The organism is Pseudarthrobacter sp. PH31-O2 (genome assembly GCF_030063265.1).
GTDB lineage: Bacteria > Actinomycetota > Actinomycetes > Actinomycetales > Micrococcaceae > Arthrobacter.
Map to the genome: position 1 here is coordinate 152972 of NZ_JASIST010000007.1, position 24672 is coordinate 177643.

General features: G+C 65.9%; 21 protein-coding genes and 6 tRNA genes. 9 read left to right on the forward strand and 18 right to left on the reverse strand.

The window, feature by feature from the left end:
• The first annotated feature begins 108 nt into the window (after positions 1 to 108).
• The 6 genes from acnA (at position 109) to QMG72_RS12450 (ending at position 7481) form a co-directional block, all read left to right on the forward strand.
• Complete coding sequence (acnA, locus tag QMG72_RS12425; RefSeq protein ID WP_283480667.1) at positions 109 to 2934, forward strand: aconitate hydratase AcnA; 2826 nt, start codon at positions 109 to 111, stop codon at positions 2932 to 2934.
• A 132-nt stretch (positions 2935 to 3066) separates the two neighbouring features.
• Positions 3067 to 5040 carry a 1-deoxy-D-xylulose-5-phosphate synthase gene (gene dxs, locus QMG72_RS12430; protein ID WP_226773221.1) on the forward strand — a complete coding sequence of 658 codons (1974 nt, stop codon included), beginning with the start codon at positions 3067 to 3069 and terminating at the stop codon, positions 5038 to 5040.
• On the forward strand, positions 5037 to 5582 hold the full coding sequence (locus QMG72_RS12435) for a DUF402 domain-containing protein (protein ID WP_226773220.1): 546 nt from the start codon (positions 5037 to 5039) through the stop codon (positions 5580 to 5582). Before dxs ends, QMG72_RS12435 begins: the two co-directional genes overlap by 4 nt.
• Positions 5579 to 6133: a hypothetical protein gene (locus QMG72_RS12440; protein ID WP_226773219.1), complete on the forward strand. Its 555-nt coding sequence runs from the start codon at positions 5579 to 5581 to the stop codon at positions 6131 to 6133. The genes QMG72_RS12435 and QMG72_RS12440 overlap by 4 nt, the downstream gene beginning before the upstream one ends.
• A 68-nt stretch (positions 6134 to 6201) precedes the next feature.
• Positions 6202 to 6420: a helix-hairpin-helix domain-containing protein gene (locus QMG72_RS12445; protein ID WP_282359835.1), complete on the forward strand. Its 219-nt coding sequence runs from the start codon at positions 6202 to 6204 to the stop codon at positions 6418 to 6420.
• 83 nt (positions 6421 to 6503) lie between these two features.
• Complete coding sequence (locus QMG72_RS12450) at positions 6504 to 7481, forward strand: aldo/keto reductase (RefSeq protein WP_226773217.1); 978 nt, start codon at positions 6504 to 6506, stop codon at positions 7479 to 7481.
• Between the two features lie 236 nt (positions 7482 to 7717).
• Here QMG72_RS12450 and QMG72_RS12455 read toward each other — a convergent pair whose 3' ends face one another.
• The 9 genes from QMG72_RS12455 to QMG72_RS12495 all read right to left on the reverse strand — a co-directional run bounded on the left by QMG72_RS12455 (position 7718) and on the right by QMG72_RS12495 (position 18108).
• Complete coding sequence (locus tag QMG72_RS12455; protein WP_283480669.1) at positions 7718 to 9880, reverse strand: 3-hydroxyacyl-CoA dehydrogenase NAD-binding domain-containing protein; 2163 nt, start codon at positions 9878 to 9880, stop codon at positions 7718 to 7720.
• On the reverse strand, positions 9877 to 11139 hold the full coding sequence (locus QMG72_RS12460) for a thiolase family protein (protein WP_282359833.1): 1263 nt from the start codon (positions 11137 to 11139) through the stop codon (positions 9877 to 9879). The genes QMG72_RS12455 and QMG72_RS12460 overlap by 4 nt, the downstream gene beginning before the upstream one ends.
• A gap of 179 nt (positions 11140 to 11318) precedes the next feature.
• The gene (locus QMG72_RS12465) at positions 11319 to 12671 is read right to left on the reverse strand and encodes an HRDC domain-containing protein (RefSeq protein WP_282359832.1); all 1353 of its coding nucleotides are present in this window, start codon (positions 12669 to 12671) and stop codon (positions 11319 to 11321) included.
• Positions 12672 to 12755: 84 nt separating this feature from the next.
• Entirely contained in the window at positions 12756 to 13418 is a 663-nt protein-coding gene (locus QMG72_RS12470) for a DUF3000 domain-containing protein (protein ID WP_282359900.1), read from the reverse strand.
• A 97-nt stretch (positions 13419 to 13515) separates the two neighbouring features.
• Entirely contained in the window at positions 13516 to 14604 is a 1089-nt protein-coding gene (locus tag QMG72_RS12475) for a threonine aldolase family protein (protein WP_226773542.1), read from the reverse strand.
• 63 nt (positions 14605 to 14667) lie between these two features.
• Entirely contained in the window at positions 14668 to 15441 is a 774-nt protein-coding gene (locus QMG72_RS12480) for an SDR family NAD(P)-dependent oxidoreductase (protein ID WP_282359831.1), read from the reverse strand.
• Positions 15438 to 16835: a DUF6421 family protein gene (locus tag QMG72_RS12485; protein ID WP_283480671.1), complete on the reverse strand. Its 1398-nt coding sequence runs from the start codon at positions 16833 to 16835 to the stop codon at positions 15438 to 15440. The genes QMG72_RS12480 and QMG72_RS12485 overlap by 4 nt, the downstream gene beginning before the upstream one ends.
• Before the next feature lie 269 nt (positions 16836 to 17104).
• A complete protein-coding gene (gene msrB, locus QMG72_RS12490; protein WP_226773545.1) occupies positions 17105 to 17605 on the reverse strand; it encodes a peptide-methionine (R)-S-oxide reductase MsrB in 501 nt (166 codons plus the stop codon).
• Between the two features lie 14 nt (positions 17606 to 17619).
• Positions 17620 to 18108 (reverse strand): hypothetical protein, encoded by a 489-nt coding sequence (locus QMG72_RS12495; protein WP_226773546.1) that lies wholly within the window; start codon positions 18106 to 18108, stop codon positions 17620 to 17622.
• Positions 18109 to 18204: 96 nt separating this feature from the next.
• Here QMG72_RS12495 and QMG72_RS12500 point away from each other — a divergent pair, with 96 nt between their 5' ends.
• Positions 18205 to 19536, forward strand: coding sequence for an alpha/beta hydrolase family protein (locus QMG72_RS12500; protein WP_226773547.1), 1332 nt, complete (start codon positions 18205 to 18207; stop codon positions 19534 to 19536).
• A 57-nt stretch (positions 19537 to 19593) separates the two neighbouring features.
• Here the strand turns inward: QMG72_RS12500 and ybaK are convergent, their stop codons facing one another.
• From ybaK to QMG72_RS12515, 3 genes are all read right to left on the reverse strand, one after another.
• Entirely contained in the window at positions 19594 to 20091 is a 498-nt protein-coding gene (gene ybaK, locus QMG72_RS12505) for a Cys-tRNA(Pro) deacylase (protein WP_226773548.1), read from the reverse strand.
• 16 nt (positions 20092 to 20107) lie between these two features.
• Entirely contained in the window at positions 20108 to 20566 is a 459-nt protein-coding gene (locus QMG72_RS12510) for a SufE family protein (protein WP_226773549.1), read from the reverse strand.
• A gap of 76 nt (positions 20567 to 20642) precedes the next feature.
• Positions 20643 to 21560, reverse strand: coding sequence for a sulfurtransferase (locus QMG72_RS12515; protein ID WP_226773550.1), 918 nt, complete (start codon positions 21558 to 21560; stop codon positions 20643 to 20645).
• 229 nt (positions 21561 to 21789) lie between these two features.
• On the opposite strand from QMG72_RS12515, the gene zapE reads away from it, so the two are divergent.
• Positions 21790 to 22827: a cell division protein ZapE gene (zapE, locus tag QMG72_RS12520; RefSeq protein WP_226773564.1), complete on the forward strand. Its 1038-nt coding sequence runs from the start codon at positions 21790 to 21792 to the stop codon at positions 22825 to 22827.
• 204 nt (positions 22828 to 23031) lie between these two features.
• Here zapE and QMG72_RS12525 read toward each other — a convergent pair whose 3' ends face one another.
• The 6 genes from QMG72_RS12525 to QMG72_RS12550 all read right to left on the reverse strand — a co-directional run bounded on the left by QMG72_RS12525 (position 23032) and on the right by QMG72_RS12550 (position 24158).
• Positions 23032 to 23301 carry an antitoxin gene (locus QMG72_RS12525; protein WP_282359829.1) on the reverse strand — a complete coding sequence of 90 codons (270 nt, stop codon included), beginning with the start codon at positions 23299 to 23301 and terminating at the stop codon, positions 23032 to 23034.
• 312 nt (positions 23302 to 23613) lie between these two features.
• A tRNA-Val gene (locus QMG72_RS12530) sits at positions 23614 to 23688 on the reverse strand.
• A 38-nt stretch (positions 23689 to 23726) separates the two neighbouring features.
• Positions 23727 to 23799, reverse strand: a tRNA-Gly gene (locus QMG72_RS12535).
• A 56-nt stretch (positions 23800 to 23855) separates the two neighbouring features.
• Positions 23856 to 23930, reverse strand: a tRNA-Val gene (locus tag QMG72_RS12540).
• Positions 23931 to 23969: 39 nt separating this feature from the next.
• Positions 23970 to 24040: transfer RNA gene (locus QMG72_RS12545), tRNA-Cys, on the reverse strand.
• A 45-nt stretch (positions 24041 to 24085) separates the two neighbouring features.
• Positions 24086 to 24158, reverse strand: a tRNA-Gly gene (locus QMG72_RS12550).
• 317 nt (positions 24159 to 24475) lie between these two features.
• Here QMG72_RS12550 and QMG72_RS12555 point away from each other — a divergent pair.
• Positions 24476 to 24547, forward strand: a tRNA-Val gene (locus QMG72_RS12555).
• Positions 24548 to 24672 lie beyond the last annotated feature (125 nt).

Consider the following 24672-nt stretch of genomic DNA (forward strand, 5'->3'; position numbering starts at 1 on the left):
CCTGTACCGATCCTTGTGCGAGCAAGGCCAAGCATTAGTTAGGGCCACCTAACTAGCAAGGGGTCTGCGGCGCGACAAAGATGAAACTGTTGCGAGAGGAGTCCTGTGATGAGCATTGTGGACAGCTTCGGTTCAAAAGGCAAACTTAATGTTGCCGGTACCGAATACGAAATTTTCCGGTTGAACTCCGTCGAAGGTGCAGAAAACCTTCCGTTCAGCCTCAAGGTATTGCTTGAAAACCTGTTGAGGACCGAGGACGGCGCGAACATTACGGCCGACCACGTCCGCGCTTTGGCCGGCTGGGACCCCAGCGCCGAGCCCGACACTGAAATCCAGTTCACGCCGGCGCGCGTGATCATGCAGGACTTCACTGGCGTGCCCTGCGTAGTGGACCTTGCCACCATGCGTGAGGCCGTCAAGGAACTTGGCGGGGACCCCAAGCGGGTCAACCCGTTGGCTCCCGCCGAGATGGTGATTGACCACTCCGTGCAGATCGACGCCTTCGGCAACTCCGGCGCACTGGAGCGCAACATGGAGATCGAGTACCAGCGCAACGGCGAGCGGTACCAGTTCCTGCGGTGGGGCCAGACCGCATTTGATGACTTCAAGGTTGTCCCGCCGGGGACCGGCATTGTGCACCAGGTCAACATCGAATACCTGGCCCGCACGGTCATGACCCGCGAGGTCGACACCGAGTCCGGCTCAGTCGTCCGGGCCTACCCGGACACCTGCGTCGGCACCGACTCGCACACCACCATGGTCAATGGCATGGGTGTGCTGGGCTGGGGCGTTGGCGGCATCGAAGCCGAGGCAGCCATGCTTGGCCAGCCCGTCTCCATGCTGATCCCGCGCGTTGTGGGCTTCAAGCTGACCGGGTCCATCCCGGCCGGCGCGACCGCCACCGACGTCGTCCTGACCATCACCGAGCAGCTGCGCAAGCACGGAGTGGTCGGCAAGTTTGTCGAGTTCTACGGCGAAGGCGTTGCGGCCGTGCCGCTGGCCAACCGCGCCACCATCGGCAACATGAGCCCGGAGTTCGGCTCCACGGCCGCCATGTTCCCGATCGACGACGTTACCTTGGACTACCTGCGCCTCACCGGCCGCTCGGACGAGAACGTCGCCTTGGTGGAGTCCTACGCTAAGGAACAGGGCCTCTGGCACGATCCGTCACGTGAGATCAAGTTCTCCGAGTACCTCGAACTGGACCTGTCGACGGTTGTTCCGTCGATTTCCGGCCCGAAGCGCCCCCAGGACCGCATCATCCTCACCGAGTCCAAGGCCCAGTTCCGCCAGGACCTGCGCAACTATGTGAAGGAAGACCTCGTCGGCGGCAGCGTCGATGAGGCCATTGACGAGAGCTTCCCGGCGTCCGATACCCCGTCCTTCACCGCCACCAAGACGCACCTGACAGACGAGGCCCCGCACGCGCACGGGCCGAAGTCCAACGGCCGGCCGTCAAAGAAAGTCAGTGTCAAGACCGCTGACGGCCGCGAGTTCGAGCTGGACCACGGCGCAGTGTCGATCGCCTCGATCACTTCCTGCACCAACACGTCCAACCCGTCCGTGATGCTGGCCGCCGCGCTTTTGGCCCGCAACGCCGTCGACAAGGGCCTGACCTCGAAGCCGTGGGTCAAGACCTCCGTGGCTCCCGGTTCCAAGGTTGTCACCGACTACTACAACAAGTCGGGCCTGACCCCCTACCTGGAGAAGCTCGGCTTCTACATCGTCGGTTACGGCTGCGCGACCTGCATCGGAAACTCCGGCCCGCTCGACGCCGAAATCTCCGAGGCCATCGCGGCCAACGATCTTTCCGTTGCAGCTGTGCTGTCCGGTAACCGCAACTTCGAGGGCCGGATCAACCCGGACGTGAAGATGAACTACCTGGCGTCCCCGCCGCTGGTCATCGCCTACGCCCTCGCCGGCACCATGGACTTCGATTTTGATGCTGACCCGCTGGGCCAGGATGAGGCCGGCAAAGACGTTTTCCTGAAGGACATCTGGCCGAACCCGGTTGAGGTCCAGCAGGTAATCGATTCCTCGATCGACAAGGAAATGTTCGCCCGCGGCTACGAGGGCGTCTTCGACGGCGACGACCGCTGGAAAGCTCTCTCCACGCCGGCCGGCGACACGTTCGCCTGGGACCCTAAATCCACGTACGTCCGCAAGCCCCCGTACTTCGACGGCATGAAGGCGGAGCCGGAGCCCGTCAAGGACATCACCGGCGCCCGGGTGCTGCTGAAGCTTGGCGATTCCGTCACCACCGACCACATCTCACCGGCGGGTTCCTTCAAGTCGGACACCCCTGCCGGTCAGTACCTGCTGGCCAACGGTGTGGAGCGCAAGGACTTCAACTCCTACGGCTCACGCCGTGGCAACCATGAGGTGATGATCCGCGGTACGTTCGCGAATATCCGGATCAAGAACCAGATCCTGGACGGCGTCGAAGGTGGCTTCACCCGTGACTTCACCCAGGCCGACGGCCCGCAGGCCTACGTCTACGACGCCGCGCAGAACTACGAGGCGGCCGGCATCCCGCTGGTGGTCCTCGCCGGCAAGGAGTATGGCTCCGGCTCGTCGCGTGACTGGGCAGCCAAGGGAACTGCGCTGCTGGGCGTCAAGGCTGTAGTTGCCGAAAGCTACGAGCGCATCCACCGCTCCAACCTGATCGGCATGGGCGTCCTGCCCCTGCAGTACCCGGCCGGCCAGAACGCGGCCAGCCTCGGGTTGACCGGCACGGAAACCTTCGCGGTTGAGGGCGTCACAGCCCTTAACGACGGCACCACACCCAAGACGCTGAAGGTCATTGCCACGGCCGAGGACGGTACCGTCACGAGCTTCGATGCGGTCCTGCGCATCGATACCCCGGGCGAGGCCGATTACTACCGCAACGGCGGCATCCTGCAGTACGTGCTGCGGCAGATCTCCGCGAACTAGCCGCAGTCCGGAAGTATCAACCCGAAAGCCCCGGCCCGTTCCCGACGGACCGGGGCTTTCGTGGCCCGGCACCGGCGCCATGCCTGAGGCGTTAGAGTTAAAAGGCATGTCTACCACCCGAAGGAGGGGCCGTTGGGAATCTTGGAGACCGTCCGCAACCCGCAGGACCTGAGTAAGTTGTCCGAGGCGCAGCTGGACCGGCTGACAGCCGAGGTCCGGGACTTCCTGATCGCCAACGTCTCCCAGACCGGCGGCCACCTGGGCCCGAACCTTGGTGTGGTGGAGCTCACCATCGCTGTGCACCGGGTCTTCGATTCTCCCCGGGACAGCATCGTCTTTGACACCGGCCACCAGTCGTACGTGCACAAGCTCCTCACCGGACGCCAGGATTTCAGCACCCTGCGCCAGCAAGGCGGTCTGTCGGGCTACCCGGACCGCGCCGAATCAGAGCACGACATCGTCGAAAGCTCGCACGCATCGTCCTCGCTGTCCTGGGCGGACGGGATCTCCCGGGCCCGGCAGCTCACCGGCGACGGGGACCGCTACGTTATCGCCGTGGTCGGTGACGGCGCGCTGACCGGCGGAATGGCCTGGGAAGCCCTCAACAACATCGCGGCCGACAAAAAGCGCCGGGTGGTGATCGTCGTAAACGACAACGGCCGCTCCTACGCCCCGACCGTGGGCGGATTCGCTGACTACCTCGCCTCGCTGCGCCCCACCATCGATTCCTTCCGCGCCGCCCCTGCCTACGAAGGCACCTTGGACTGGTGGCGGCGCAAGCTGCAGAACGGCGGACCCGCGGGCCAGTTCACCTACCGCAGCCTGCACGCCATGAAGAAGGGCGTTAAGGACTGGTGGGCCCCGCAGGGTATGTTTGAGGACCTCGGGATGAAATACATCGGTCCGGTCGACGGCCACAACCTCCAGGCCATGGAGCACGCACTGTCCACCGCGAAGAATTACGCCGGGCCGGTGATTGTGCATGCCATGACCGAAAAGGGTCACGGCTACGCGCCCGCCCGCGCACACGAAGCGGACCAGTTCCACGCCGTCGGGATTATTGACCCGGAGACGGGAGCGCCAACCGAGGCCGGCGGAGCGAAATCCTGGACCGCCGTCTTCGCCGACGAGATCGCCGAGATCGCCGATGAGCGAAAGGACATCGTCGGCATCACCGGCGCCATGCTGATCCCGGTCGGCCTGCACAAGTTCGCTGCCCGGCACCCGGAGCGGGTGTTCGACGTCGGCATCGCCGAACAGCACGCTCTCACCTCCGCCGCCGGCATGGCGTTCGGGGGACTGCACCCGGTCGTCGCTGTCTACGCGACCTTCCTGAACCGCGCCTTCGACCAGCTCCTGATGGACGTCGCCCTGCACAAAGCCGGTGTCACAATCGTCCTGGACCGGGCCGGCGTTACCGGGCCCGACGGCGCCAGCCACCACGGCATGTGGGACATGGCCATGGTCCAAATCGTGCCAGGCCTGCACCTCGCCGCGCCCCGGGACGCCAACCGGTTGCGTGAGGAGCTGCGCGAGGCCGTCGCCATCGAAGACGCCCCCAGTGTGATCCGTTACTCCAAGGGCACTGTCGGGGCCGAAGTTGAGGCGGTCGAGCGGCTCAGCGACGGCGTGGACGTGCTGGCACGGCGCCCGGTCGGCTCCAGCGAGAACGACGTCCTGATCGTCAGCGTCGGGGCCATGTCCGAACTCGCCCTGGACGTCTCCAACCGCCTCGGGGCGCAAGGCATCAGCTCCACAGTGGTGGACCCCCGCTGGGTCCTGCCGGTCCGGAAATCCATCGTCGCCCTCGCCTCCCACCACCGGCTCGTCATCTGCATCGAGGACGGGGTCCGCGCCGGCGGGGTCGGGTCCCGGATCAGGCAGGAAATGCGCGCCGCCGGAGTGGACACCGCCCTGAACGAAGTGGGCCTGCCGGTGGAATTCCTGGACCATGGAACCCGCAGCCAGGTGCTCGAACGGGTCGGCTTGACCGCCCAGCAGATCACCCATGACGTCGTGGCTCAGGTCCTGGGGACCAAGGTACCGTTCGCGCGTCCCCTCCCCGGCCAGGAACACCCCAGCACCGGCAGCCTGCCGATTCTGTGAGGACCCCCAAGGACCTGGTTCCGGGAGACCTGGTAGTCTCCCGGAACCGCAAATGGAACGGCAAGGCCCACTGGGTGGTGCCCGGTACCTACCTCGGCGAGGACGTCCACGGTTGGTGGATCTTCCAGGGAACCAACGAGTTCTGTTCGCGTCCGGGCGCCGCGTTCTACACCGAATCGGACGCCGTGCTGCTGGTTCCGCGAAGCGGCGAGTACGTCGCCACCTTCTACGCAGCGGGCCATCCCGCCGGCGTCAGGGTTTACGTGGATCTCGCGACGGACCACGGCTGGCGAACCATCCGCCCCGGCGTCACCGAGTTCCACCTGATCGACATGGACCTGGACGTCATCCGTACCGCGGAGCGCGGAGTCTACGTGGACGATGAGGACGAGTTTGCCGAGCACCGAGTGGAGATGGACTACCCCGAGGACGTGGCGGCCCGGATCAGCGCCGCATCGGATCAGCTTTACCAGGCCGTCAAGGCAGAACAGCCACCCTTCGACGGCACAGACCGCGAATGGTTCAGGAAAGGACGGGCATGAGCGGAATTATCCGGGTTTACAAGCGCAACGATGAGGGTGTCCTCGAATTCAGGGAGGCCTGGTTTGACGAGGACTACAGCCAATTTGTGATGAACCACGGCGTCGTCGGGCACCAGAGCAAAACCGATGAGACCGACGTCGCCGACGCCGGCGCTGCCGAGCGACTGATGGATGCCTTCGCCGTGCAGTGCGCCGAAGACGGTTTTGCCGAAATCCCCGAGGACGGGCAGTTCTGGGTCGTGGCCCAGTATGCACTGAAGACCAAGGGTGGCACGGATCGCGACCGTTACCTCGAGGAAAAGGCCAAGGACGCACTGATCAGCCACCTCGCGTGGCGGGGCCTCGGAATAGTGGACCGCTCGGAATTTTCCGATTCCAAGCTCAACATCTTTATCCTGACCCCGGACGTCAACAAGGCGGTTAATGCCATCAAGGTCTGCATTCGGGGCGAGGACCTCGACTTCACCAAGTTGAGCATCGGCGCCGCTACCGACGGGTCCAGCTTTCGACTCAAGTACTCAGCCAAGCCGGCGAACAGCTTTAGCCTCTAGTTCCGCGGGCCGCTCCACGGGCAGCTTGCAGACCATTTTTTGGGGACCCCGACGGAAAGGAATTCCAGATGGCGGCGAAATCCGTTGAACCGGGCCGTACCCCGCTGCCGCGGGGGATCTCGGCTCCGGCCCGCCGGGCCCTCGCACACGCCGGAGTCGAGTCACTCGAACAGGTGGCGGCACTCGGCGGGCGGGGACTTGCCCGAATGCACGGCATCTGTCCGCGGACCCTGGCCCAGCTCCAGGATGCCCTCGACGATCAAGGGCTGGAGCTGACCGCCGGATAACCCTCCGCGGCCCGGGCAGCACACCGGACGCCGGCCGCCGCAGCGGCCCGCGGACGGGCCCGGGCCGTTATAGGCTGAAGTACATGACTGAATACCGCCGCGTGGGAAATTCCGGACTGACCGTCTCCGTCGTTGGACTTGGCTGCAATAACCTTGGCCGGGCCAATACGGCGACCGAGTCGCAGGACGGGACCGACGCCGTGGTGCATGCGGCGCTGGACTCCGGCATAACCTTCTTCGACGTCGCGGACACCTACGGCCGGGAACCGGGACTGAGCGAAACCATGCTGGGCAAGGCCCTGAACGGCCGCCGCGACGAGGCAGTGGTCGCCACGAAGTTCGGGATGGACATGGGCGGTGCCAACGGCAATGACTTTGGTGCCCGTGGCTCCCGCCGGTACATCATTAAGGCTGCGGAGGCCTCGCTCCGCCGGCTCGGGACGGACTGGATCGACCTTTACCAGTTCCACACACCCGACCCGCTGACCCCGATCGAGGAGACCCTCGATGCCCTCGATGAGCTCGTCAGCAGCGGCAAGGTCCGCTACATCGGCCACTCCAACCGTGCCGGCTGGCAGATCGCCGAAGCCGAATTCGTGGCCCGTGCCCGCGGTGGAGCCCGGTTTATCTCCAGCCAGAACCACTACAACCTGCTGGACCGCCGCGCTGAGCTTGAGGTCACTCCGGCCGCGGACGCCTACGGCTTGGGCGTGCTGCCGTACTTCCCGCTGGCCAACGGCCTGCTGACCGGCAAATACGCCAGGGACACCGCACCTGAGGGTTCGCGCCTCAGCCACACCCGCACGAACCTGGTCCACGACGCCGACTGGGAACAGTTGGCGGCCCTGGGCGCCTTCGCAGCCGAGCGGGGCCTGAACGAGATCCAGGTGGCGTTCTCCTGGCTTGCAGCCCAGCGCTCGGTGAGCAGTGTTATCGCCGGAGCCACCCGGCCGGAGCAGGTCCGGCAAAACGCCGCCGCCGTGGCCTGGATCCCCACCGCCGCGGAACGTGACGAACTCAACGACCTCTTCCCGCGAACGCCGAAAGTCGCGCTTTTCTAGATGGCCTCGCTGTCGCCCGGGAAACCGCTGCGCGTGCCCGCACGGCGTTGCGGGTTACTCACGACGCCGGCTAGGCAGCGGCCACTGCGCACCTTATCTGATCGCCCAGCGACCCTAACGCCCAGCGACCTTAACGCGCAGCGGCGGCGGGCTTCAGGAACTCTGATGCCCGCCGCCGGGAGTGCCGCCGGCATGCGGGGTGTTAGGTCACTTCGACCGTCCGGCCGCTCCGGGCGTTAGGCCGGCTCGGACGCCACACCCGGCGCCAGGAACTTCCGGCCGGTGACACGCTCCGAGGCGCCGACCCGGTCCAGGTACGGGGTGATGCCGCCAAGGAACATCGGCCAGCCGGCACCGAGGATCATACAAAGGTCGATGTCCTCCGGACCGGCGACGACACCCTCGTCCAGCATCAGTCCGATTTCCTCGGCGAGGGCGTCCTGAGTGCGGCGCAGCACCTCCCCGGCGGTGGACGGCGAATCCCCAAAGGACATCAGGGCCTGGGTCTCGGCCGGAATGGTCGGCGTACCGGCCGTCACCGAGGCCGGGTCCCAGATGGACCGGACCCCGTGAGCGATCAGGTTCTGCAGGTTCTGCGAGACGGTGAACCGGCCGGGGAACGCAGCGTGCAGGGACTCCTGGACGTGCTGCGCGACCGGCAGGCCCACCATGGCCCCGAGAACGAAAGGTGTCATCGGCAGGCCCATCGGGCGCAGCGCATTATCCGCCACCCCGGCGGGGGTACCCTCGTCGAAGGCGGCCGTCACTTCTCCCATCAGGCGCAGCAGGATGCGGTTGACCACAAAAGCGGGGGCGTCCTTGACAAGTACTGCGGACTTCTTCAGGCCCTTAGCCAGTTCGAACGCGGTAGCCAGTACGGCGTCGTCGGTCTTTGGGGCCCGGACAATCTCCAGCAAAGGCATCACTGCCACCGGGTTGAAGAAATGGAAGCCGATGAGCCGCTCCGGATGCTCCAGGTCCTCAGCCATGGCGGTGACGGACAGCGAGGAGGTGTTGGTCGCCAGGATGCACTCGGGCGAAATGATCGTCTCAAGTTCCTTGAAGACCTGTTTCTTGACGTTGAGTTCCTCGAAGACGGCCTCGATGACGAAGTCGGCGTCGGCGAAGGTTTCCTTCGAAACCGCGCCGCTGACCAGGGCCTTGGTCCGGTTGGCGGCATCCGCGCTGATCCGCTTTTTTGCCAGCAGCTTATCCACCTCCGCGTGCACGTAACCCACACCCTTGTCCACCCGGGCCTGGTCAATGTCCGTCATCACCACCGGCACCTTGAGCTGGCGGGCAAAGAGCAGCGCGAGCTGGCTGGCCATCAGGCCGGCCCCTACGACGCCGATTTTTGTGACCGGACGGGCGAGTTTGCGGTCCGGGGCGCCGGCGGGGCGCTTGGCTCGGCGCTGCACCAGATCCAGGAAGGCGTAGACAGTGGAACGGAACTCGTCGGTCTGCATAAGGTCCGCTAGGGTCCGGCACTCGAGCTCCGCCGACTCAGCCTGGGTCATGGTGCGGTTTGCTTCCAGCACGTCCAGCACCTCGGCCGGGGCCGGGGAGGCGTTCGACGTCTTGGTTTCGACAAAGGCGCGGCCCGCGGCGACGGCACCGGCCCAGCGATCGGCCACCTCCGGTACGGCGGGGTCGACGGCATTGGCGCGTTCGGGCGTGAGGGCGCCCGCGATAACCTGCGCAGCCCAGGCGACTGACTGCTCGACAAAGTCGGCGGGCTCGAAGATGGCGTCCGCTACGCCGAGTTTGTAGGCCTGCGGTCCGGTCAGGGTGCGGTTGTTGCTCAGCGGGTTCTCGATCATCACCTTAACGGCGTTCTCCGGGCCGATCAGCCGCGGCAGGATGTAGACGCCGCCCCAACCCGGGATCAGGCCAATGAACGACTCCGGCAGTGCCAGCGCACCGGCGCCGGTGGAGACGGTGCGGTAGGTGGACTGCAGGGCGATCTCCAGCCCGCCGCCGAGGGCCAGTCCGTTGATGAAGGCGAAGCTGGGAACCCCGAGGTTTGCCAGCGTGGCGTAGACATCGTGGCCGAGTTGGGCCATCCAGAGGCCCTGCTCGCGGCCGCTGACCGATTTGACCGTGGACAAGTCGGCGCCGGCGACCAGGAAGTACGGCTTGCCGGTGACGCCAACGCCGGCGATCTCGCCACGCGCGGCACGGTCCCGCAGCCCCTCCAGGGCGGTGCCGAGCTCGATCAGCGTGTTCGGGCCCAAGGTAGTGGGTTTGGAGTGGTCCAGGCCGTTGTCGAGCGTGAGCAGCGCGAAGGTGCCGGGGCTCTTGCCGTTGACAGCCGGCAGCGCGATGTCCTGGACGTAGGAGTGCGTTACCGTCTCGTTCGGGAACAGCTCGGCAAGCTTATGGAAATCGGCGGCGCTCATGCTGCGGCTCCAGTCGTGGTGGTGGTGTAGTCGGTGCCGTAATCGGCGTGGTGCGGGTTTTCCCAGATGACGGTGGCCCCCATGCCCAGGCCAATGCACATCGTGGTCATTCCGAAGCGAACGCCCGGGTCCTCGGCAAACTGGCGGGCCAGCTGGTTCATCAGCCGGACGCCGGACGAAGCGAGCGGGTGCCCGACGGCGATCGCACCGCCGTAGCGGTTGACGCGGGGATCGTCGTCGGCGATCCCGAAGTGGTCCAGGAAGCTGAGCACCTGGACGGCGAAGGCCTCGTTGATTTCGAACAGGCCGATGTCCTCGATGCCGAGTCCGGCGTTCTTCAGGGCCTTCTCGGTGGCCGGGACCGGGCCGATGCCCATAACTTCCGGCTCGACGCCGGCGAAGGCGTAGCTGACCAGGCGCATCTTCACCGGCAGGCCAAGTTCCTCGGCCGCCTCGGCGGAGGCCAGCAGTGCGGCGGTGGCGCCGTCGTTGAGGCCTGCTGCATTGCCTGCCGTGACCCGGCCGTGGGCGCGGAAGGGGGTTTTGAGCGTGGCGAGGTCCGCCACGGAGGTGCCCGGGCGCGGCGGCTCATCCACCGTGTTGACGGTCCAGCCCCGGCCCGGCTTTATGGTGGCCACGGGGACCAGGTCCGGCTGGATCTGGTCTTTCGCGTATGCTGCGGCAAGCTTGTCCTGGGAAGCGACGGCGTAGGCGTCGGTGCGTGCCTTGGTAATGGCGGGAAAGCGGTCGTGCAGGTTCTCTGCCGTGTTGCCCATGTTCAGGGCTGCCGGGTCCACAATCCGCTCGGACATAAAGCGCGGGTTGGGATCCGCACCGGCCCCCATCGGGTGGTTGCCCATGTGTTCCACGCCGCCAGCGATCACAACGTCGTAGGCACCGAAGCCGATACCGCTGGCGGTGGTGGTCACGGCCGTCATGGCGCCGGCGCACATCCGGTCAATCGCAAAGCCGGGTACGGTCCGCGGCAGTCCGGCCAGCAGGGCCGCGGTGCGGCCGATTGTCAGTCCCTGGTCACCGGTCTGTGTTGTCGCGGCGATGGCCACTTCGTCGATTCGTTCGGCCGGCAGGGACGGGTTGCGGCGCATCAGCTCGCGGATGCATTTCACTACGAGGTCATCGGCCCGTGTTCCGGCGTAGATGCCCTTCTCGCCGGCCCGGCCGAACGGGGTGCGGACGCCGTCGACGAAGACGACCTCACGGATGGTGCGCGGATTCGCGGTGCTCCGGGTGTGGCTCACGTGTTACTCCTCATCGAGACCTGGGTGCCGGACCCCTGCCCCGCGCGCAAACGCCGAGGACAGCAGAACCGGGCGACATCAGACAACATGTTACTTGTCAGTAACATAGCTGGCAAGGAGTAGGTGGCCGGGCCGCATGGAGGCGGGTTGGCAACGGGCCGGGAGGGCGGCTGCCGGGCTTAGCCTGCTTTGTCCGGGGCCGGCACGGTCTTGGCTTCCTTGACCGGCAGTGGCTGCGGGTTGCGGAAGGCTTCGGCGATGAGCGGGGTGACCAGTTCGATCTGCCACTGCCGGGTCCCGAGGTTCGCCAGTTCCTCGGCGATTCCCTCTTCGCTGAACTCCACGGGCGGACGCCAGGAGACACGGCGCAGGTAGTCCGGGGTCAACAGGTTTTCCAAAGGCATGTTCAGTTCTTCGGCCTTGGCCTGCAGCAGCGGGCGGGCGGTGGCGAGCCGGGCGGCGGCCTCCGGGTCCCGGTCGGCCCAGACCCGCGGGGGCGGGGGAGCGTTGGTGGGCAGGTGCAGGGGAGGAAGGTCCTCGAGGGCGCGGGCGGCGGTGATGCAGCGCAGCCAGCGCGGTGCCTCGCGCTGGGCTGCGCGGCCGTGGAAGCCTTTGGTCCCCAGCAGCTGGGGCACGGTGCCGGGCATCGCCTTCGCCGCCGCGACCAGGGCGGAGTCGGGAATCAGCCGGCCGGGGGCGACGTCGCGGTTTTGCGCCAGCGAATCCCGTTCGAGCCATAGCTCGCGCACCGCGGCGAGCTGGCGCCGGTCGCGGATCTGGTGCAGTCCGGACGTTTTCCGCCACGGATCGACCCGGGGTGGTGCCTGGCCGGCGCCCAGGATGGCGGCGAACTCCTGTTCGGCGAAGTCCAGTTTGCCGTCGGCGGTGAGCAGTTCGATAAGCTCCTCGCGTAGTTCGGTAAGAACTTCGACATCCAGTGCCGCGTAGCGGAGCCACGGTTCCGGCAGCGGCCGGGTGGACCAGTCGGCCGCTGAGTGTTCCTTGGCGAGGCCAAAGCCCAGCAGCTGCTCGATCACCGCAGCGAGGCCCACCCGGGGAAGCCCGGCGAGGCGGGCGGCGAGTTCGGTGTCAAAGAGTCTGTCCGGCCACATGCCGAGTTCGGAGAGGCACGGCAGGTCCTGGCTGGCGGCGTGCAGGATCCATTCGACGCCGCGCAGGGCCTCGTTGATGATGCCAAGGTCGCCAAAGGGTTCCGGGTCGATCAGCCAGGTGCCGGAGCCCTCCCGGCGGATCTGCACCAGGAAGGCGCGCTGGCCGTAGCGGAAACCGGAAGCGCGTTCGGCGTCGACTCCGGCAGGGCCATGGCCTGCGGCGAGGGCAGCCGCGCAGCGTTCCAGCCCGGACATGGTTTCAATAACGAGCGGCACACCGTCGCGGGGGGCGTCAAGGTCGATCACCTCGGGAACCAGGCTGTCGAAGCCGTCCACGGCGATGTGGGCTGTGGCGTCAGCGGCCTCGGTCTGATGTTGTACGGTGCCTGCCGTGCTGATTTCCGGAATTTGAGGGGTCATGATGGGTTTAGTTTACCGATAACACGGTGCTGCGGGCCGCGCATCCGCCAAAAGGAGTCGGTGTGCCCGTCCTTGCGGCCGATGTCAGCTTCCAAACCAGGCCCGTCCCCGGCGCCGGCGCGGCAGGGCTGTGACACCGTCGGGCAGCGGCGGCAGGCCGGCGAACGTGCAGACCATGTCGGACCAGGCTTCCAGATGCGAGGTGATGTCCGGGGTGGCCGGAGTCCAGGATGCCCTGAGCTCGATGTCGATCGAATTGGGTCGGCCTTCGAGGGTTCCGAAGCTTTCGGACAGTACCCTGGTCGCGGTGCCGCCGGCCGAGCGGTACGGTGCGGCATGGTCCTCCAGGGCTTCAACGAGCCAGGTCCAGGCAACGGAACCCAGCAGTTCGTCATTGCCCATCTCCGGTTCCAGCTGGGCGCGGATGTAGGTAACGATCCGGAATTCCCCCTCCCAGACCGCGGAGCCGTCGGGATCGTGCAGCAGGATAAAGCGGCCGGTGGCCAGTTCGATGTCCTCGCTCTCGGACGCTCGCGTCAGGGCGGCCGCCGCGGGTCCATGGACTGCGCCGGAAGACGTTGATGCGCCGGGCGCAACAACCTCCGCCCCGAGTGCCACGGCGAACGGTGCCAGCCGCGCCGGGGCCGGGATTTCTTCCAGGCGCAGTTCACCCCGGGTTCGTGCCTGCCGAAGGGTTCCCAGGGCAAAAAGAAAATCTGCCGGAACCTGGTCGAGTGCGTTCACAATGGAAGATTATGCACGGAGTGTGCACAAGCCCTGCAGGCTCGCCGCCGCTGCCCGCTCCGGCTTTGGGCGGGCGAGGGCGGCGGGCCCGCTGCCGGGATCAACCGGCGGCGAGCTCGCGCTTGATGGCGGCGATAAAGGAATCAACATCGTCTTCGGTGGTGTCGAAGGAGCACATCCAGCGAACCTCGCCGGCCGCCTCGTTCCAGTCGTAAAAACGGAAGGACGCGCGCAGCCGGTCCGCCACGCCGGGCGGCAGGACCGCAAACACGCCGTTGGACTCCGTCTTCTGGCTTAGCTCGACGCCGGGGATGGATTCGACGCCGGCCCGAAGCCGGGCAGCCATGGCATTGGCGTGCGAGGCGGAGCGCAGCCACAGGTCCCCTTCGAGCAGGGCGATGAACTGCGCGGACATAAACCGCATCTTGGAGGCGAGCTGCATGTTCATCTTGCGCAGGTAGATCAGGCCCTGGGCCGCGGCCGGGTTCAGGGCGATGACGACCTCACCGAAGAGCAAGCCGTTTTTGGTGCCGCCGAAGGAGAGGATGTCGACGCCGGCGTCGCGGGTGAAGGCCCGCAGCGGCACATTCAAGTGGGCTGCAGCGTTCGCCAGCCGGGCGCCGTCCATGTGTAGCTTCATGCCCTTGGAATGGACATGCTCGGCGATCGCCCGCACTTCGTCCGGCGTGTAGCAGGTGCCGAGTTCGGTGGTCTGGGTGATGGACACGGCCAGCGGCTGCGCGCGGTGCTCGTCGCCCCAGCCCCAGGCTTCCTTGTCGATTAGCTCCGGAGTCAGCTTGCCGTCCGCTGTGGGGACCTGGAGCAGTTTGATGCCACCGATCCGCTCAGGGGCGCCGTTCTCATCCATGTTGATGTGTGCGGTGGAGGCACAAACCACGGCCCCCCAGCGAGGCAGCAGGGACTGCAGCGACAGCACGTTGGCGCCGGTGCCGTTGAAGACCGGGAAGCACTCGATCCCTGCGCCGAAGTAGCCCTCCATCAACTGCTGGAGCCGGGCGGTGTAGTCGTCCTCGCCGTAGGAAACCTGGTGGCCCTCGTTGGCGGCGGCCAGGGCCGCCAGTACCTCCGGATGTACGCCGGAATAGTTATCCGAGGCAAAGCCGCGGACGGCGGGATCGTGGAGCCGCACCGCTGTGCTGGCGGGGGCAGTTTCAACTGTGCTTGTCATCGATTTGCTCACTCTTTCAGTCTAAGGAGATCCGGGCCCCGGCACTAAGCCGCAAGGGGTCGGTCAGGGCTGCGGAACCTGCCCAAGCAGTACGCGCCGGCCGTTGAGTTCCGCCGCGGGGGAGGTGAAGAGCCCGACGGCGGCCGCAGCCAGTTCCGTCACGTCGGTGAATCCGGGGAAGGTGCGTTCCGGCGACTTCGCGCGCATGGCGGCATCCACGAGGGCTTTCACCACAAAAATCACCGCCGCGCTGTGCTGTTCAACGGGGACGGCGGCACTGCCGGGACCGGCGGCCCCCGCCTGCCCGCGGTGGAAACCGTCGGCCACGGCCAGGGTCCACGCTTCGGCTGCCGCCTTGGCAGCCACGTAACTGGCACCGCCAGCCGTCGGCCGGCCTACGGCCGTGGAGGACACCATGGCGAAGCGGCCGGCGTCGGACGCCGCAAGATCGTCATAAAACACGCGCGAGACGTTGCGCAGCGTGGTGATTGCGCCGCGTTCCAGGAAGTCCCAGTCCTCGTCGCTCTGGTCGGTGATGCCCTTGGCGCCGCGCCAGCCGCCCACCAGATGAATGACGCCGTCGACGCCCCCGCCTTTTCCGGCCAGCATCGAGTGCACGGTGGAGTGCAGCGACCGGACTGCAGCGAGGTCCGCGAGGTCGCACACCAGTGGCGTGACTGCGCTTCCGGCTTCCGCGGCGGCCGCTTCAATCCGGGCCCGGTCCGAGCCCACGGTGAAGACCGTGTGCCCGGCCCCAGTCAGCGCGCGCGCCGCGGCGATTCCGGACGGGCCGCTGCCGCCGGTGACCACCACGTTCAGGGGCCGTCCGGCGCTCATGCGGCGTTCATGGCCGTGCTGGTATTTGAGGTCTCCGAGGTGCCCGTGATGCCGGCCGTGGATTCGATGACCGGGCGCATTTTCTTCTCAAGTGCCTCGTAGAACATCGAGAGCGGGAACTCGTCGTCGAGGACCTGGTCGGTGAGTCCGCGCGGCGGGCCGGCCAGCGGCAGCGCATCCGGACCTTTGGCCCAGACGGACGAAGGGTTGGGTGTGACGGTGCCGGAAATCAGCTCGTACGCGGCCAGCCAGTGCGCCATCTTCGGCCGGTCGATGGAGCGCCAGTAGAGCTCTTCGATCCTGGCGCCGAGTTCAACCACAACGTCGGCGGCCTCGTCCCAGTCGATGCTGAGTTTACTGTCGGTCCAGTGCAGGACGCGGTGCTGGTGCATCCAGGCAAAGAGCAGCTGGCCACCCAGACCGTCGTAGTTGCGCACCCGGCTGCCGGTAATGGCGAAGCGGAAGATCCGGTCGAAGATAACGACGTACTGGACCAGCTTGGCGTGCCGGCGGGCCTCCGGATCGGCGTCCTCGTCCTTTTCGATTTTCACGGATTCGCGGAATGCGGTCAGGTCGCAGCGCAATTCCTCGAGGGAGTACAGGAAAAACGGCATCCGCTGCTTGATCATAAAGGGGTCGAAGGGCAGGTCACCGCGCATGTGGGTGCGGTCGTGGATCAGGTCCCACATCACAAAGGTTTCCTGGGTCAGCTCCTGGTCCGTCAGCAGGGCTGCCGCGTCCTCCGGCAGCTGCAGCGAGGTGATGTCCGCGGCGGCGCTGAGCACGCGGCGGAAGCGGGCTGCTTCACGGTCGGCAAAGATGGCGCCCCAGGTGAAGGTAGGAGTCTGGCGGACCGCGACGGTTTCCGGGAACAGCACCGCGGAATTGGTGTTGTAACCGGGGGTGAAATCCAGGAAACGAATCGGCACGAAGAGCTTGTTGGAGTAGTCGCCCTCCTCCAGCCCGGCAATGAACTCGGGCCAGATGACCTCGATCAGGACGGCCTCGACCAGGCGGTTGCTGCTGCCGTTCTGCGTGTACATCGGAAAGACCACAAGGTGCTGCAGGCCGTTGACCCGGTGCTGCTGCGGCTGGAAGGCCTGCAGGGAGTCCAGGAAATCGGGCACGCCAAAGCCGCCGTCGGCCCAGCGGCCGAAGTCGGTCACAAGGAGGGTGAGGTAGTCGGCGTCGTGCGGAAAGGACGGCGCGAGAGCCGTGATGGACGACGAGATCGTCCGGACATATCCGCGGGCCGGTTCGTGGTTGGCGGTCTCCGGCACGGAGCCGTCCTGGACCTGGAGTGCCTGCAGCGCGGTGGCGGCGGCCTTGAGCTCCATCCACGCCGGGGAGTCGGCCGTGATCGGGGCAGTGGTGGTGACAGCAGTGGTAGTCATCGTCAGCTGGCGCCTTTCTGTTTGCTGGGAGCGTCGCTCGTCAGTAGCTGAAACGAGCGTAGCAAGCAAACAGAGGTACTAACGCAAAACAAGCTTGAGCATAAGAAAGTCTGGGGCAAACCGACCGCAGGACCCCGGCCAGCTCCAGCGGCCGCGGGGCTTCCCGGAGATTCGGGCGGGGCGAACCGGCGAGCACTGCAGAGGACCCCCGGCGGCGCCGCTGCTGCGGTGCCGCCGGGGGTCCTGGTCGCAGCCGTACCCGGTGCGGACTACTGCCCGGCGTCGCCGGCCGAAACCAGCTTCAGGGAAACGGAGTTGATGCAGAAGCGCTGGTCGGTCGGGGTTCCGTACCCCTCGCCCTCAAACACGTGCCCCAGGTGCGAATCGCAGTGGGCGCAGCGGACTTCCACACGCTCCATGCCCTGGGTGCGGTCATGGATATACCGGACGGTGCCGTCCGCCAGCGGGGCCCAGAAGGAGGGCCAGCCGCAGTGCGAATCGAACTTCTCCTTGCTGGTGAAGAGCTCCGTGCCGCAGGCGCGGCACTGGTAAACGCCAGCGGTGTGGGAGTCCCAGTACTCGCCGGTGTACGGGCGCTCGGTCCCTGCCTGGCGGAGCACGCGGTACTCCTCCGGACTCAGTTCCTGGCGCCACTGCTCGTCGGATTTTTCCACCGTCGGGCTGGCGTTGCCGGCATCGGATCCGCCCGCGCTTTCGGCGGCGGGATCCTTGACGGGCGTGACTTTTGGCCTGTTTGTAAAGATGCTCATAGCCTCAGTAACGCTCAGGAGTCCCCGATAAATCCCGATCCGGCATAAAGATGCAGGACCGGAAGACCCAGCTTGTCCTGGGCTTTGGTGGCCCAGTCCGTGTGGAAGGTGTCTGCCACGGCATGCGGACGGGTGATGACAACTGCCTGCCCGGCGCCGAGTTCCTTGACCCGGGCGACCATTCCGTCGACGGCTTTGCCCTCAACGATTTCGCCGGTCACGCCGCTGCCGAGTCCTGCCAGCGCTGCGAGCGAGGCGGCCAGGGTTTCCGCGGCTTCGGCGCGTTCCCCCGCAGGGTCGGAGTGTGCCGTCAGTTCACGGAAGGCCTTGGAAATTTCCAGCAAGGAGAGATTCTCCAGGAAATCCACCAGCAGGTGCCGCTCCGTGCTGGCCGGAACCAGGACCACCAGCGGGGTATCACCTCCGGCGAGCAGTGTTTCAATGTTGACGCGGTCGTCCGCGCCGAGGGGCTCTTCTGTCAAAATGACGATTGGATCACTCATGCCCCCAGCCTAGTCGCGCACCGGTACGCCCGCACGGTTTGCGGCCAGATGTCCCCGGATGCCGTGCCGGGCGCGGACTTCGGTAAGAATGGTGCCATGGCTTCTTCCCTCCGCCTCCTGCCGGATCCGCACCGGATCCCCGCCGCCCGCGGCCGGGCCACCCGCTCCGCTGCTGCCACCGCAACCGACGCTTCGGCCCAGGGCATTGCTAAATGGGCCCTCGGCGGCATCATTGGCGGCAGTGCAGCGGCCGGGCTGCTGGCTGCCGGATCCTCCGCACTCGCCCTGTATTTCGCCCGCCGCGTGATCACCCCCGCCAAGGTCAAGGACGAGGACCAGGAAATTCTCGCCGTCATCCGGGCCGGACACGGGTTGCAGGTGATCCTCGCCGCGACGCCCGAGTCCACGGTCGAGGGCGTCTATGGATTGTTCTTCGACGGCGGACGCGGACACGCCCGGATCGGCCGGATCGTGTCCTATTCGCCGGCAGAGCGCACCGTGCAGCGGGAAGTCGAGGCTGTCTACAGCGGCGACCTCAGCACGGCCCGCCGCGGCTACTGGAGCGGAGCCGCGTTCCCGGATCCCGCCAGCATCGGCCTGCCCCCGGAAGACGTGGACATCGACGTCGACGGCGGAACAGCGCCGGCCTGGCTGGTCCGGGGCCCGCACGAGTCCGGGATCTGGGCGATCATGGTCCATGGCCGGGGGGCGAGCCGGCAGGAATGCCTCCGGGCCGTCCCGACTGCCCGGGAACTGGGCCTGACCAGCTTGCTGATTTCCTACCGCAATGACGGGCTGGCGCCTTCGGCGAACGACGGACGATACGGTCTGGGCTCCACCGAGTGGCGCGACGTTGAGGCCGCCATCGGCTTTGCCCTCAGCCACGGCGCCCGTGAAGTGGTGCTCTTTGGCTGGTCCATGGGCGGGGCCATCTGCCTCCAGACCGCCGATTTGTCCCGCTACCACCCCCTGATCCGCGCGATGGTGCTCGATGCCCCGGTCATTAACTGGGTGAATGTGTTGGCGCACCATGCAGAACTCAACAGGATTCCCTCTGCGGTCGGCCGCTACGGGCAGCTTATGATGAGCCACAAGCTGGGCCGGCGGCTGACCGGCCTCGCCGCCCCGGTGGACCTGAAGGCGATGGACTGGGTATCCCGTGCGGTGGAACTGCGGACGCCGACGCTGATCATCCACAGCGTCGACGACGAATACGTCCCCTACGGCCCGTCCGCGGCCCTGGCGGAGAAGAACCCGGAGATGGTTACCTTCGAGACCTTCGACCGCGCCCGCCACACCAAGGAGTGGAATGTGGATCCGGAGCGCTGGGAGCGGCTGGTCACGGCTTGGCTGGGGCAGCAGATTGCGCCCCGCCCTAACCCTGGCCAGCCGAATCCGGAGCCGGAGCCCCGCCGGGTTGACAGTTGACGGCAATGTTTGCCGACAACATTGCTCTTTTCTGCACCCCCGGCGTGCGGAAGCCGGCTAGTTCCTGCCGGTGCCGATCCGGGCCGTGCGGGCGCCGGTAAGCCGGATCAATTCGGCCGGGCTTAGCTCAAGGTCCAGGCCGCGCCGACCGCCGGAGACAAATATCGTTTCCAGGGCCAGTGCGCTGGCGTCGACCACGGTGGGGGAGGGCTGCCGTTGTCCCAGCGGCGAGATGCCGCCCAAAACGTAGCCGGTGCGGCGTTCGGCCGCCGCGGGGTCCGCCATCGCCGCCTTCTTGCCGCCGAGGGCGGCCGCCATCGCCTTGAGGTCCAGGTTGCCGCTCACCGGCACAACACCGACGGCTAGCCGGCCGTCGACGTCGACCATCAGGGTTTTGAACACGCGTGCGGGATCGACGCCGAGTACCTCCGCGGCTTCCAGCCCGTAGCTGGCGGCGGCCGGGTCATGGCTGTAGGGGTGGACGAGGAAAGGAACCCCGGCAGCCGTTAGCGCGGCGGTCGCCGGGGTTCCCTGTGAAGCTTGCTTGCGTGCCATACGATCCGTGCGTCGGTCAGGGCTGCTGCGGAAGGGCAGCAACTTTGCGTTTGATCCGGCCCAGCATAGCGGTCATCCCGCGCATCCGAAGCGGCGTGATGGCGCGGGTGAGGCCCAGCAGTTCGGGCATGTCGTCCGGGACTGCCAGGATCTCGGCCGGGCTCAGGCCGTCAAGACCCGCATGCAGGACACTCGCAAAGCCGCGGGTGGTTGGGGCTTCGGGGGGAGCCTTGAAAAAGAGTTGTACGCGTTCTGCCGCGCCGCCGTCGGACTGCTCCGTTTCAATGGTCAGATACAGCGGCGACTGGCATTCCACCACCTGCTCCATCAGCTCCGGGTGGTCCTTGAGCCGGTCCGGAAGTTCCGGAAGTTCGCGGGAGAACTCGAGGAGCAGTTGGAGCCGGTCGGGTTCCGTGACGGCCTGGAAGTCGTCAACGATTTCGGCCAGTGCGGTGGGGAGGGCAGGAGTATTCATCTCGTCCAGCTTACGTCTTCCAGCTTCCGCACGCTCGGCGCCCGCATTCCGCCCGGAGCCCGGAGCAGCCTGCGGGCTACCCGGCAGCCGGCGCGCTGCCGCGTTCAGCGCCCTTGACGATCGGGGCGCGGACCGCGTTGCCCCATTCGGTCCAGGAGCCGTCGTAGTTGCGCACTGACTCAAAGCCCAGCAGGTACTTGAGTGCAAACCACGTGTGGCTGGAACGCTCGCCGATGCGGCAGTACGCCACAACATCGTCTCCCGCCTTCAGCCCGGCCTCGCCAAGGTACAACGACTCAAGTTCGGCGCGGGTCCGGTAGGTGCCGTCCTCGGCGGCTGCCCGGGCCCAGGGAATGGACGCCGCAGTGGGGATGTGTCCGCCACGCAGGGCGCCTTCCTCGGGGTAGGCGGGCATATGCGTGCGCTGGCCGGTGTACTCCTCGGTGGAGCGGACGTCGATCAGGGGCTTGCCGAAGTGTGCCATGACGTCTTCCTTGAAGGCACGGATCGGAGCGTCGTTCCGCTCGACGACGGGGTACTCGCCCGGGGCGACGGCAGGCTTGTCCGTGGTGAGGTGCCGACCTTCGGCGACCCATTTGTCCCGGCCTCCGTCGAGCAGCCGGACGTCCTTGTGGCCAAAGAGCTCGAAGACCCAGAGGGCGTAGGCGGCCCACCAGTTTGATTTGTCGCCGTAGATGACAACTGTGCTGTCGCGGGAGATTCCCTTCGCCGCCGCGAGGGCAGCAAACGCCGCGCCGTCGACGTAGTCGCGGGTAACCTCGTCGTTCAAGTCCGTGTGCCAGTCGATTTTCACGGCTCCCGAAATGTGGCCGACCTCGTAGAGCAGGACGTCCTCGTCGGATTCCACCACCACCAGCCGGCCGTCGTTGAGGTCGCCGGATTCGATCGCGGCGGCCAGCCATTCGGTGGACACTAGGCGCTCGGGGTGGGCGTAGCCGGCGAACTTCTCATTCTGCTCAACGGGGTAGGGCATTTGGTGGCCTTTCACTGAAACGGTCAGGAGGCCGGGCCGTTGCAGGATCGAGCACGGCGCCGGGCCTTCTCCAACACTAACCACGGCCCGCCGGGATTTCCTCCCCTGGTTCACGGACGGAAATATGGCCTTCGTCACGCGCCGTCCGGCTACACTCCTCGGGCCGACAGTCGGCGCGCGCTTTGCCGGTATTCTTTTTGGGGACAAGAGACCAGCAGAACGGACCACCTTGGTACAGATCGAACAGCTCACCGCCCGCACCCCGGCCGTTTCAGTGGACGAACTCCTTAACGGGTTTTATCCGTCGCCGCGCTTTGGTGAGGTGTCGTTTTCCAGCTACCGGCCGGACCCGGCCCAACCCAGCCAAAGTGCCGCCGTCGGCGCGCTGGAAGCTTTTGCGGCCAACGTGGGGTCGCGCGATGGGGAGGGCCTCTTCAAACGATTCTTCGGCAAAAAGGACATCTCCCGGGCGGGGATCTACCTCGACGGCGGCTTCGGCGTCGGCAAGACCCACCTGCTCGCCTCGCTGTGGCACGCCGCCCCGGGGCCCAAGGCGTTTGGCACCTTTGTGGAATACACAAACCTGGTCGGGGCGCTTTCCTTCCGCAAAACCGTGGAGGCGCTGAGCCACTACAAGCTGGTCTGCATCGATGAATTTGAGCTCGATGATCCGGGCGACACCGTGCTGATGTCCCGGCTGATGCGCGAACTGGCCGACGCCGGGGTCAAGCTCGCGGCCACCTCAAACACCCTGCCCGGTTCACTCGGCGACGGCCGGTTTGCCGCCGTCGATTTCGCCCGGGAAATCCAGGTCCTGGCGGACCAGTTCGACGTGGTCCGGATTGATGGTGAGGACTTCCGCCACCGAGGTCTGCCCGCCGCGCCGCAGCCGCTGCCCAACGAACAGCTGACGCACCGCATGCAGGCGGAGTTCCATGGAAAGACAGTGGCGCGCGATGAGTTCAGCACCCTGATCGACCATCTGGCCGGTGTCCACCCGAGCCGTTACCGTCAATTGCTCGACGGGATCGAAGGCGTGGTCTGGAAAAACGTCCACACCATCACCGAGCAGGCAGTGGCGCTGCGGTTCGTGGTACTCGCGGACCGGCTCTACGACAAAGACGTGCCCATCCTTGCCAGCGGTGTGCCGTTCGACCAGCTTTTCACCGAAGAAATGATGACCGGCGGGTATACAAAGAAGTACTTCCGGGCCGTCTCACGCCTTACCGCACTGGCCAGGGAAGGCCAGAACCGCGAGCCCTCGTAGCGAATCCTGCTCCGCAGCTGCGGCGAGTCATTCGCTGGCGTGCCGTAGGGGGCTCGCCTTGGCCAGTGGTTGGTCCGTGTAGTCGAGGCGCCGTTAAACGCCGGAGCCGTTAAACGCCGGAGCCGTTAAACGCCGGAGCCGTTAAACGCCGGAGGTGCCGGCACCGCCTCTCGGCGGGACCGGCACCTCGCTGACGTATCTGGGTCAGAGGCCTGGCCGGCGGTCTTCGCCGGCGGCGGGCGGCTCATCGGCCACGGGAGTTCGATCGGCGACAGGAGCCGTATTGGGCTTCTCGTTCGCCTTGTCCACGAAGCCGGAAGCGCCGCGCTGCATGGCATCGATCTTGTCGGCGTGCTTTCCGCCGGTCTTAGAGTCGACGAAGTCGCCGGCCTTTTCGATGCCGTCCTTGATGGCTCGTTCGTTGCCACCAATAACTTGCTGAGCCTTGCCCTTTAGATCGTCAAGTAATCCCACGGGCACCTCCCTTCGGTCGTGGAGCCAGATCGCTCCTGCATTTTCTACCCTAACCGGAGCTGGCGGGGGTGCCAAGGGTGTCCGCTCACAGGGTAAGAGGCGATTCCTCCCAGCGTTCAGGCCAGCAGACCGGAGGGGCCGGACTCAGAGCTGACGAAGGGCTGTGGGCCAGAAGAGGATGGGCAGGACGCACCTGACGCGCCCGGCATTGACACACATTTTGTCCTATAACCCGCATTTTGGCCGCTAACCCTATAACCCTGGACAAGGGGCCGGGCACAAAAAAGAGCAGCTCCGGGGGAGCTGCTCTTGTGGTGGGCGATACTGGGATCGAACCAGTGACCTCTTCCGTGTCAGGGAAGCGCGCTACCGCTGCGCCAATCGCCCGCAACCGGAAGTATCCGGAGTGGAATTGCAATGAAGAGAGCGGACGACGAGATTCGAACTCGCGACATCCACCTTGGCAAGGTGGTGCTCTACCAGCTGAGCTACGTCCGCATTTTAGTCCATGCCGGCTTGGCCGGTGGTACTGCATCAAGCAAGTTGCCTTGCTCTGGTGGGCGATACTGGGATCGAACCAGTGACCTCTTCCGTGTCAGGGAAGCGCGCTACCGCTGCGCCAATCGCCCCTTGCATCCGATCTGCACCGGAAACCAGGGTTTTCACCGAGGTGGGTACGGGATTCGAACCCGTGTATACGGCTTTGCAGGCCGCTGCCTCGCCTCTCGGCCAACCCACCGTGTAGATACGATTCCAAAGAACCTTACCGTGACAGTGTCCTGCGAGCGGACGACGAGATTCGAACTCGCGACATCCACCTTGGCAAGGTGGTGCTCTACCAGCTGAGCTACGTCCGCATTATTGTCAGCAAATCCCCGCCGCAATCGGCAATTCCTCGCGTTCCAACGAGTAAGAACTCTATAGGAGGTTCAGGGAACTTACAAATCGAGCCGACGATGACTGACTTCAAGACCGCTGTATCCCTGAATTCTAGGGTTTTTTTCGAATTACAGCCATGTAATTAGGGAAGGCTTTTCCGGTCGCAGCCCGGTGGCCCTCCCAGCGGGCCGCAGTTCAGCAGGGCAGTGTTGAAGGACGCATACGGCGCCATCACGGTAGCGTGCCGCCCCGATTTCTAAATTTGCTCAGGGTGGGCTAGCATTCAATGGCATTGGGGCGATTGGCGCAGTGGTAGCGCGCTTCGTTCACACCGAAGAGGTCACTGGTTCGAACCCAGTATCGCCCACGCACTAAATGGTCCGCCCCGCTCAGTGAGCGGGGCGGACCATTCAGTTAAATGCTGCGGGCTTCGTCCTGAGTTCCTGCCACCGGCGATCGTTCTGGTGAGCCGCATGGTGTGAGCCTCGGTTG

Bases quoted from the DNA above. Each gene is read 5' to 3' on its own strand.
- QMG72_RS12495 (WP_226773546.1), bottom strand. From the start codon at position 18,108: ATGAGTGATCCAATCGTCATTTTGACAGAAGAGCCCCTCGGCGCGGAC.
- acnA (WP_283480667.1), top strand. From the start codon at position 109: ATGAGCATTGTGGACAGCTTCGGTTCAAAAGGCAAACTTAATGTTGCC.
- QMG72_RS12485 (WP_283480671.1), bottom strand. From the start codon at position 16,835: ATGACTACCACTGCTGTCACCACCACTGCCCCGATCACGGCCGACTCC.
- QMG72_RS12515 (WP_226773550.1), bottom strand. From the start codon at position 21,560: ATGCCCTACCCCGTTGAGCAGAATGAGAAGTTCGCCGGCTACGCCCAC.
- ybaK (WP_226773548.1), bottom strand. From the start codon at position 20,091: ATGGCACGCAAGCAAGCTTCACAGGGAACCCCGGCGACCGCCGCGCTA.
- msrB (WP_226773545.1), bottom strand. From the start codon at position 17,605: ATGAGCATCTTTACAAACAGGCCAAAAGTCACGCCCGTCAAGGATCCC.
- QMG72_RS12475 (WP_226773542.1), bottom strand. From the start codon at position 14,604: ATGACAAGCACAGTTGAAACTGCCCCCGCCAGCACAGCGGTGCGGCTC.
- QMG72_RS12445 (WP_282359835.1), top strand. From the start codon at position 6,202: ATGGCGGCGAAATCCGTTGAACCGGGCCGTACCCCGCTGCCGCGGGGG.
- QMG72_RS12455 (WP_283480669.1), bottom strand. From the start codon at position 9,880: ATGAGCGCCGCCGATTTCCATAAGCTTGCCGAGCTGTTCCCGAACGAG.
- QMG72_RS12500 (WP_226773547.1), top strand. From the start codon at position 18,205: ATGGCTTCTTCCCTCCGCCTCCTGCCGGATCCGCACCGGATCCCCGCC.
- QMG72_RS12480 (WP_282359831.1), bottom strand. From the start codon at position 15,441: ATGAGCGCCGGACGGCCCCTGAACGTGGTGGTCACCGGCGGCAGCGGC.
- QMG72_RS12450 (WP_226773217.1), top strand. From the start codon at position 6,504: ATGACTGAATACCGCCGCGTGGGAAATTCCGGACTGACCGTCTCCGTC.
- QMG72_RS12510 (WP_226773549.1), bottom strand. From the start codon at position 20,566: ATGAATACTCCTGCCCTCCCCACCGCACTGGCCGAAATCGTTGACGAC.
- QMG72_RS12465 (WP_282359832.1), bottom strand. From the start codon at position 12,671: ATGACCCCTCAAATTCCGGAAATCAGCACGGCAGGCACCGTACAACAT.
- QMG72_RS12440 (WP_226773219.1), top strand. From the start codon at position 5,579: ATGAGCGGAATTATCCGGGTTTACAAGCGCAACGATGAGGGTGTCCTC.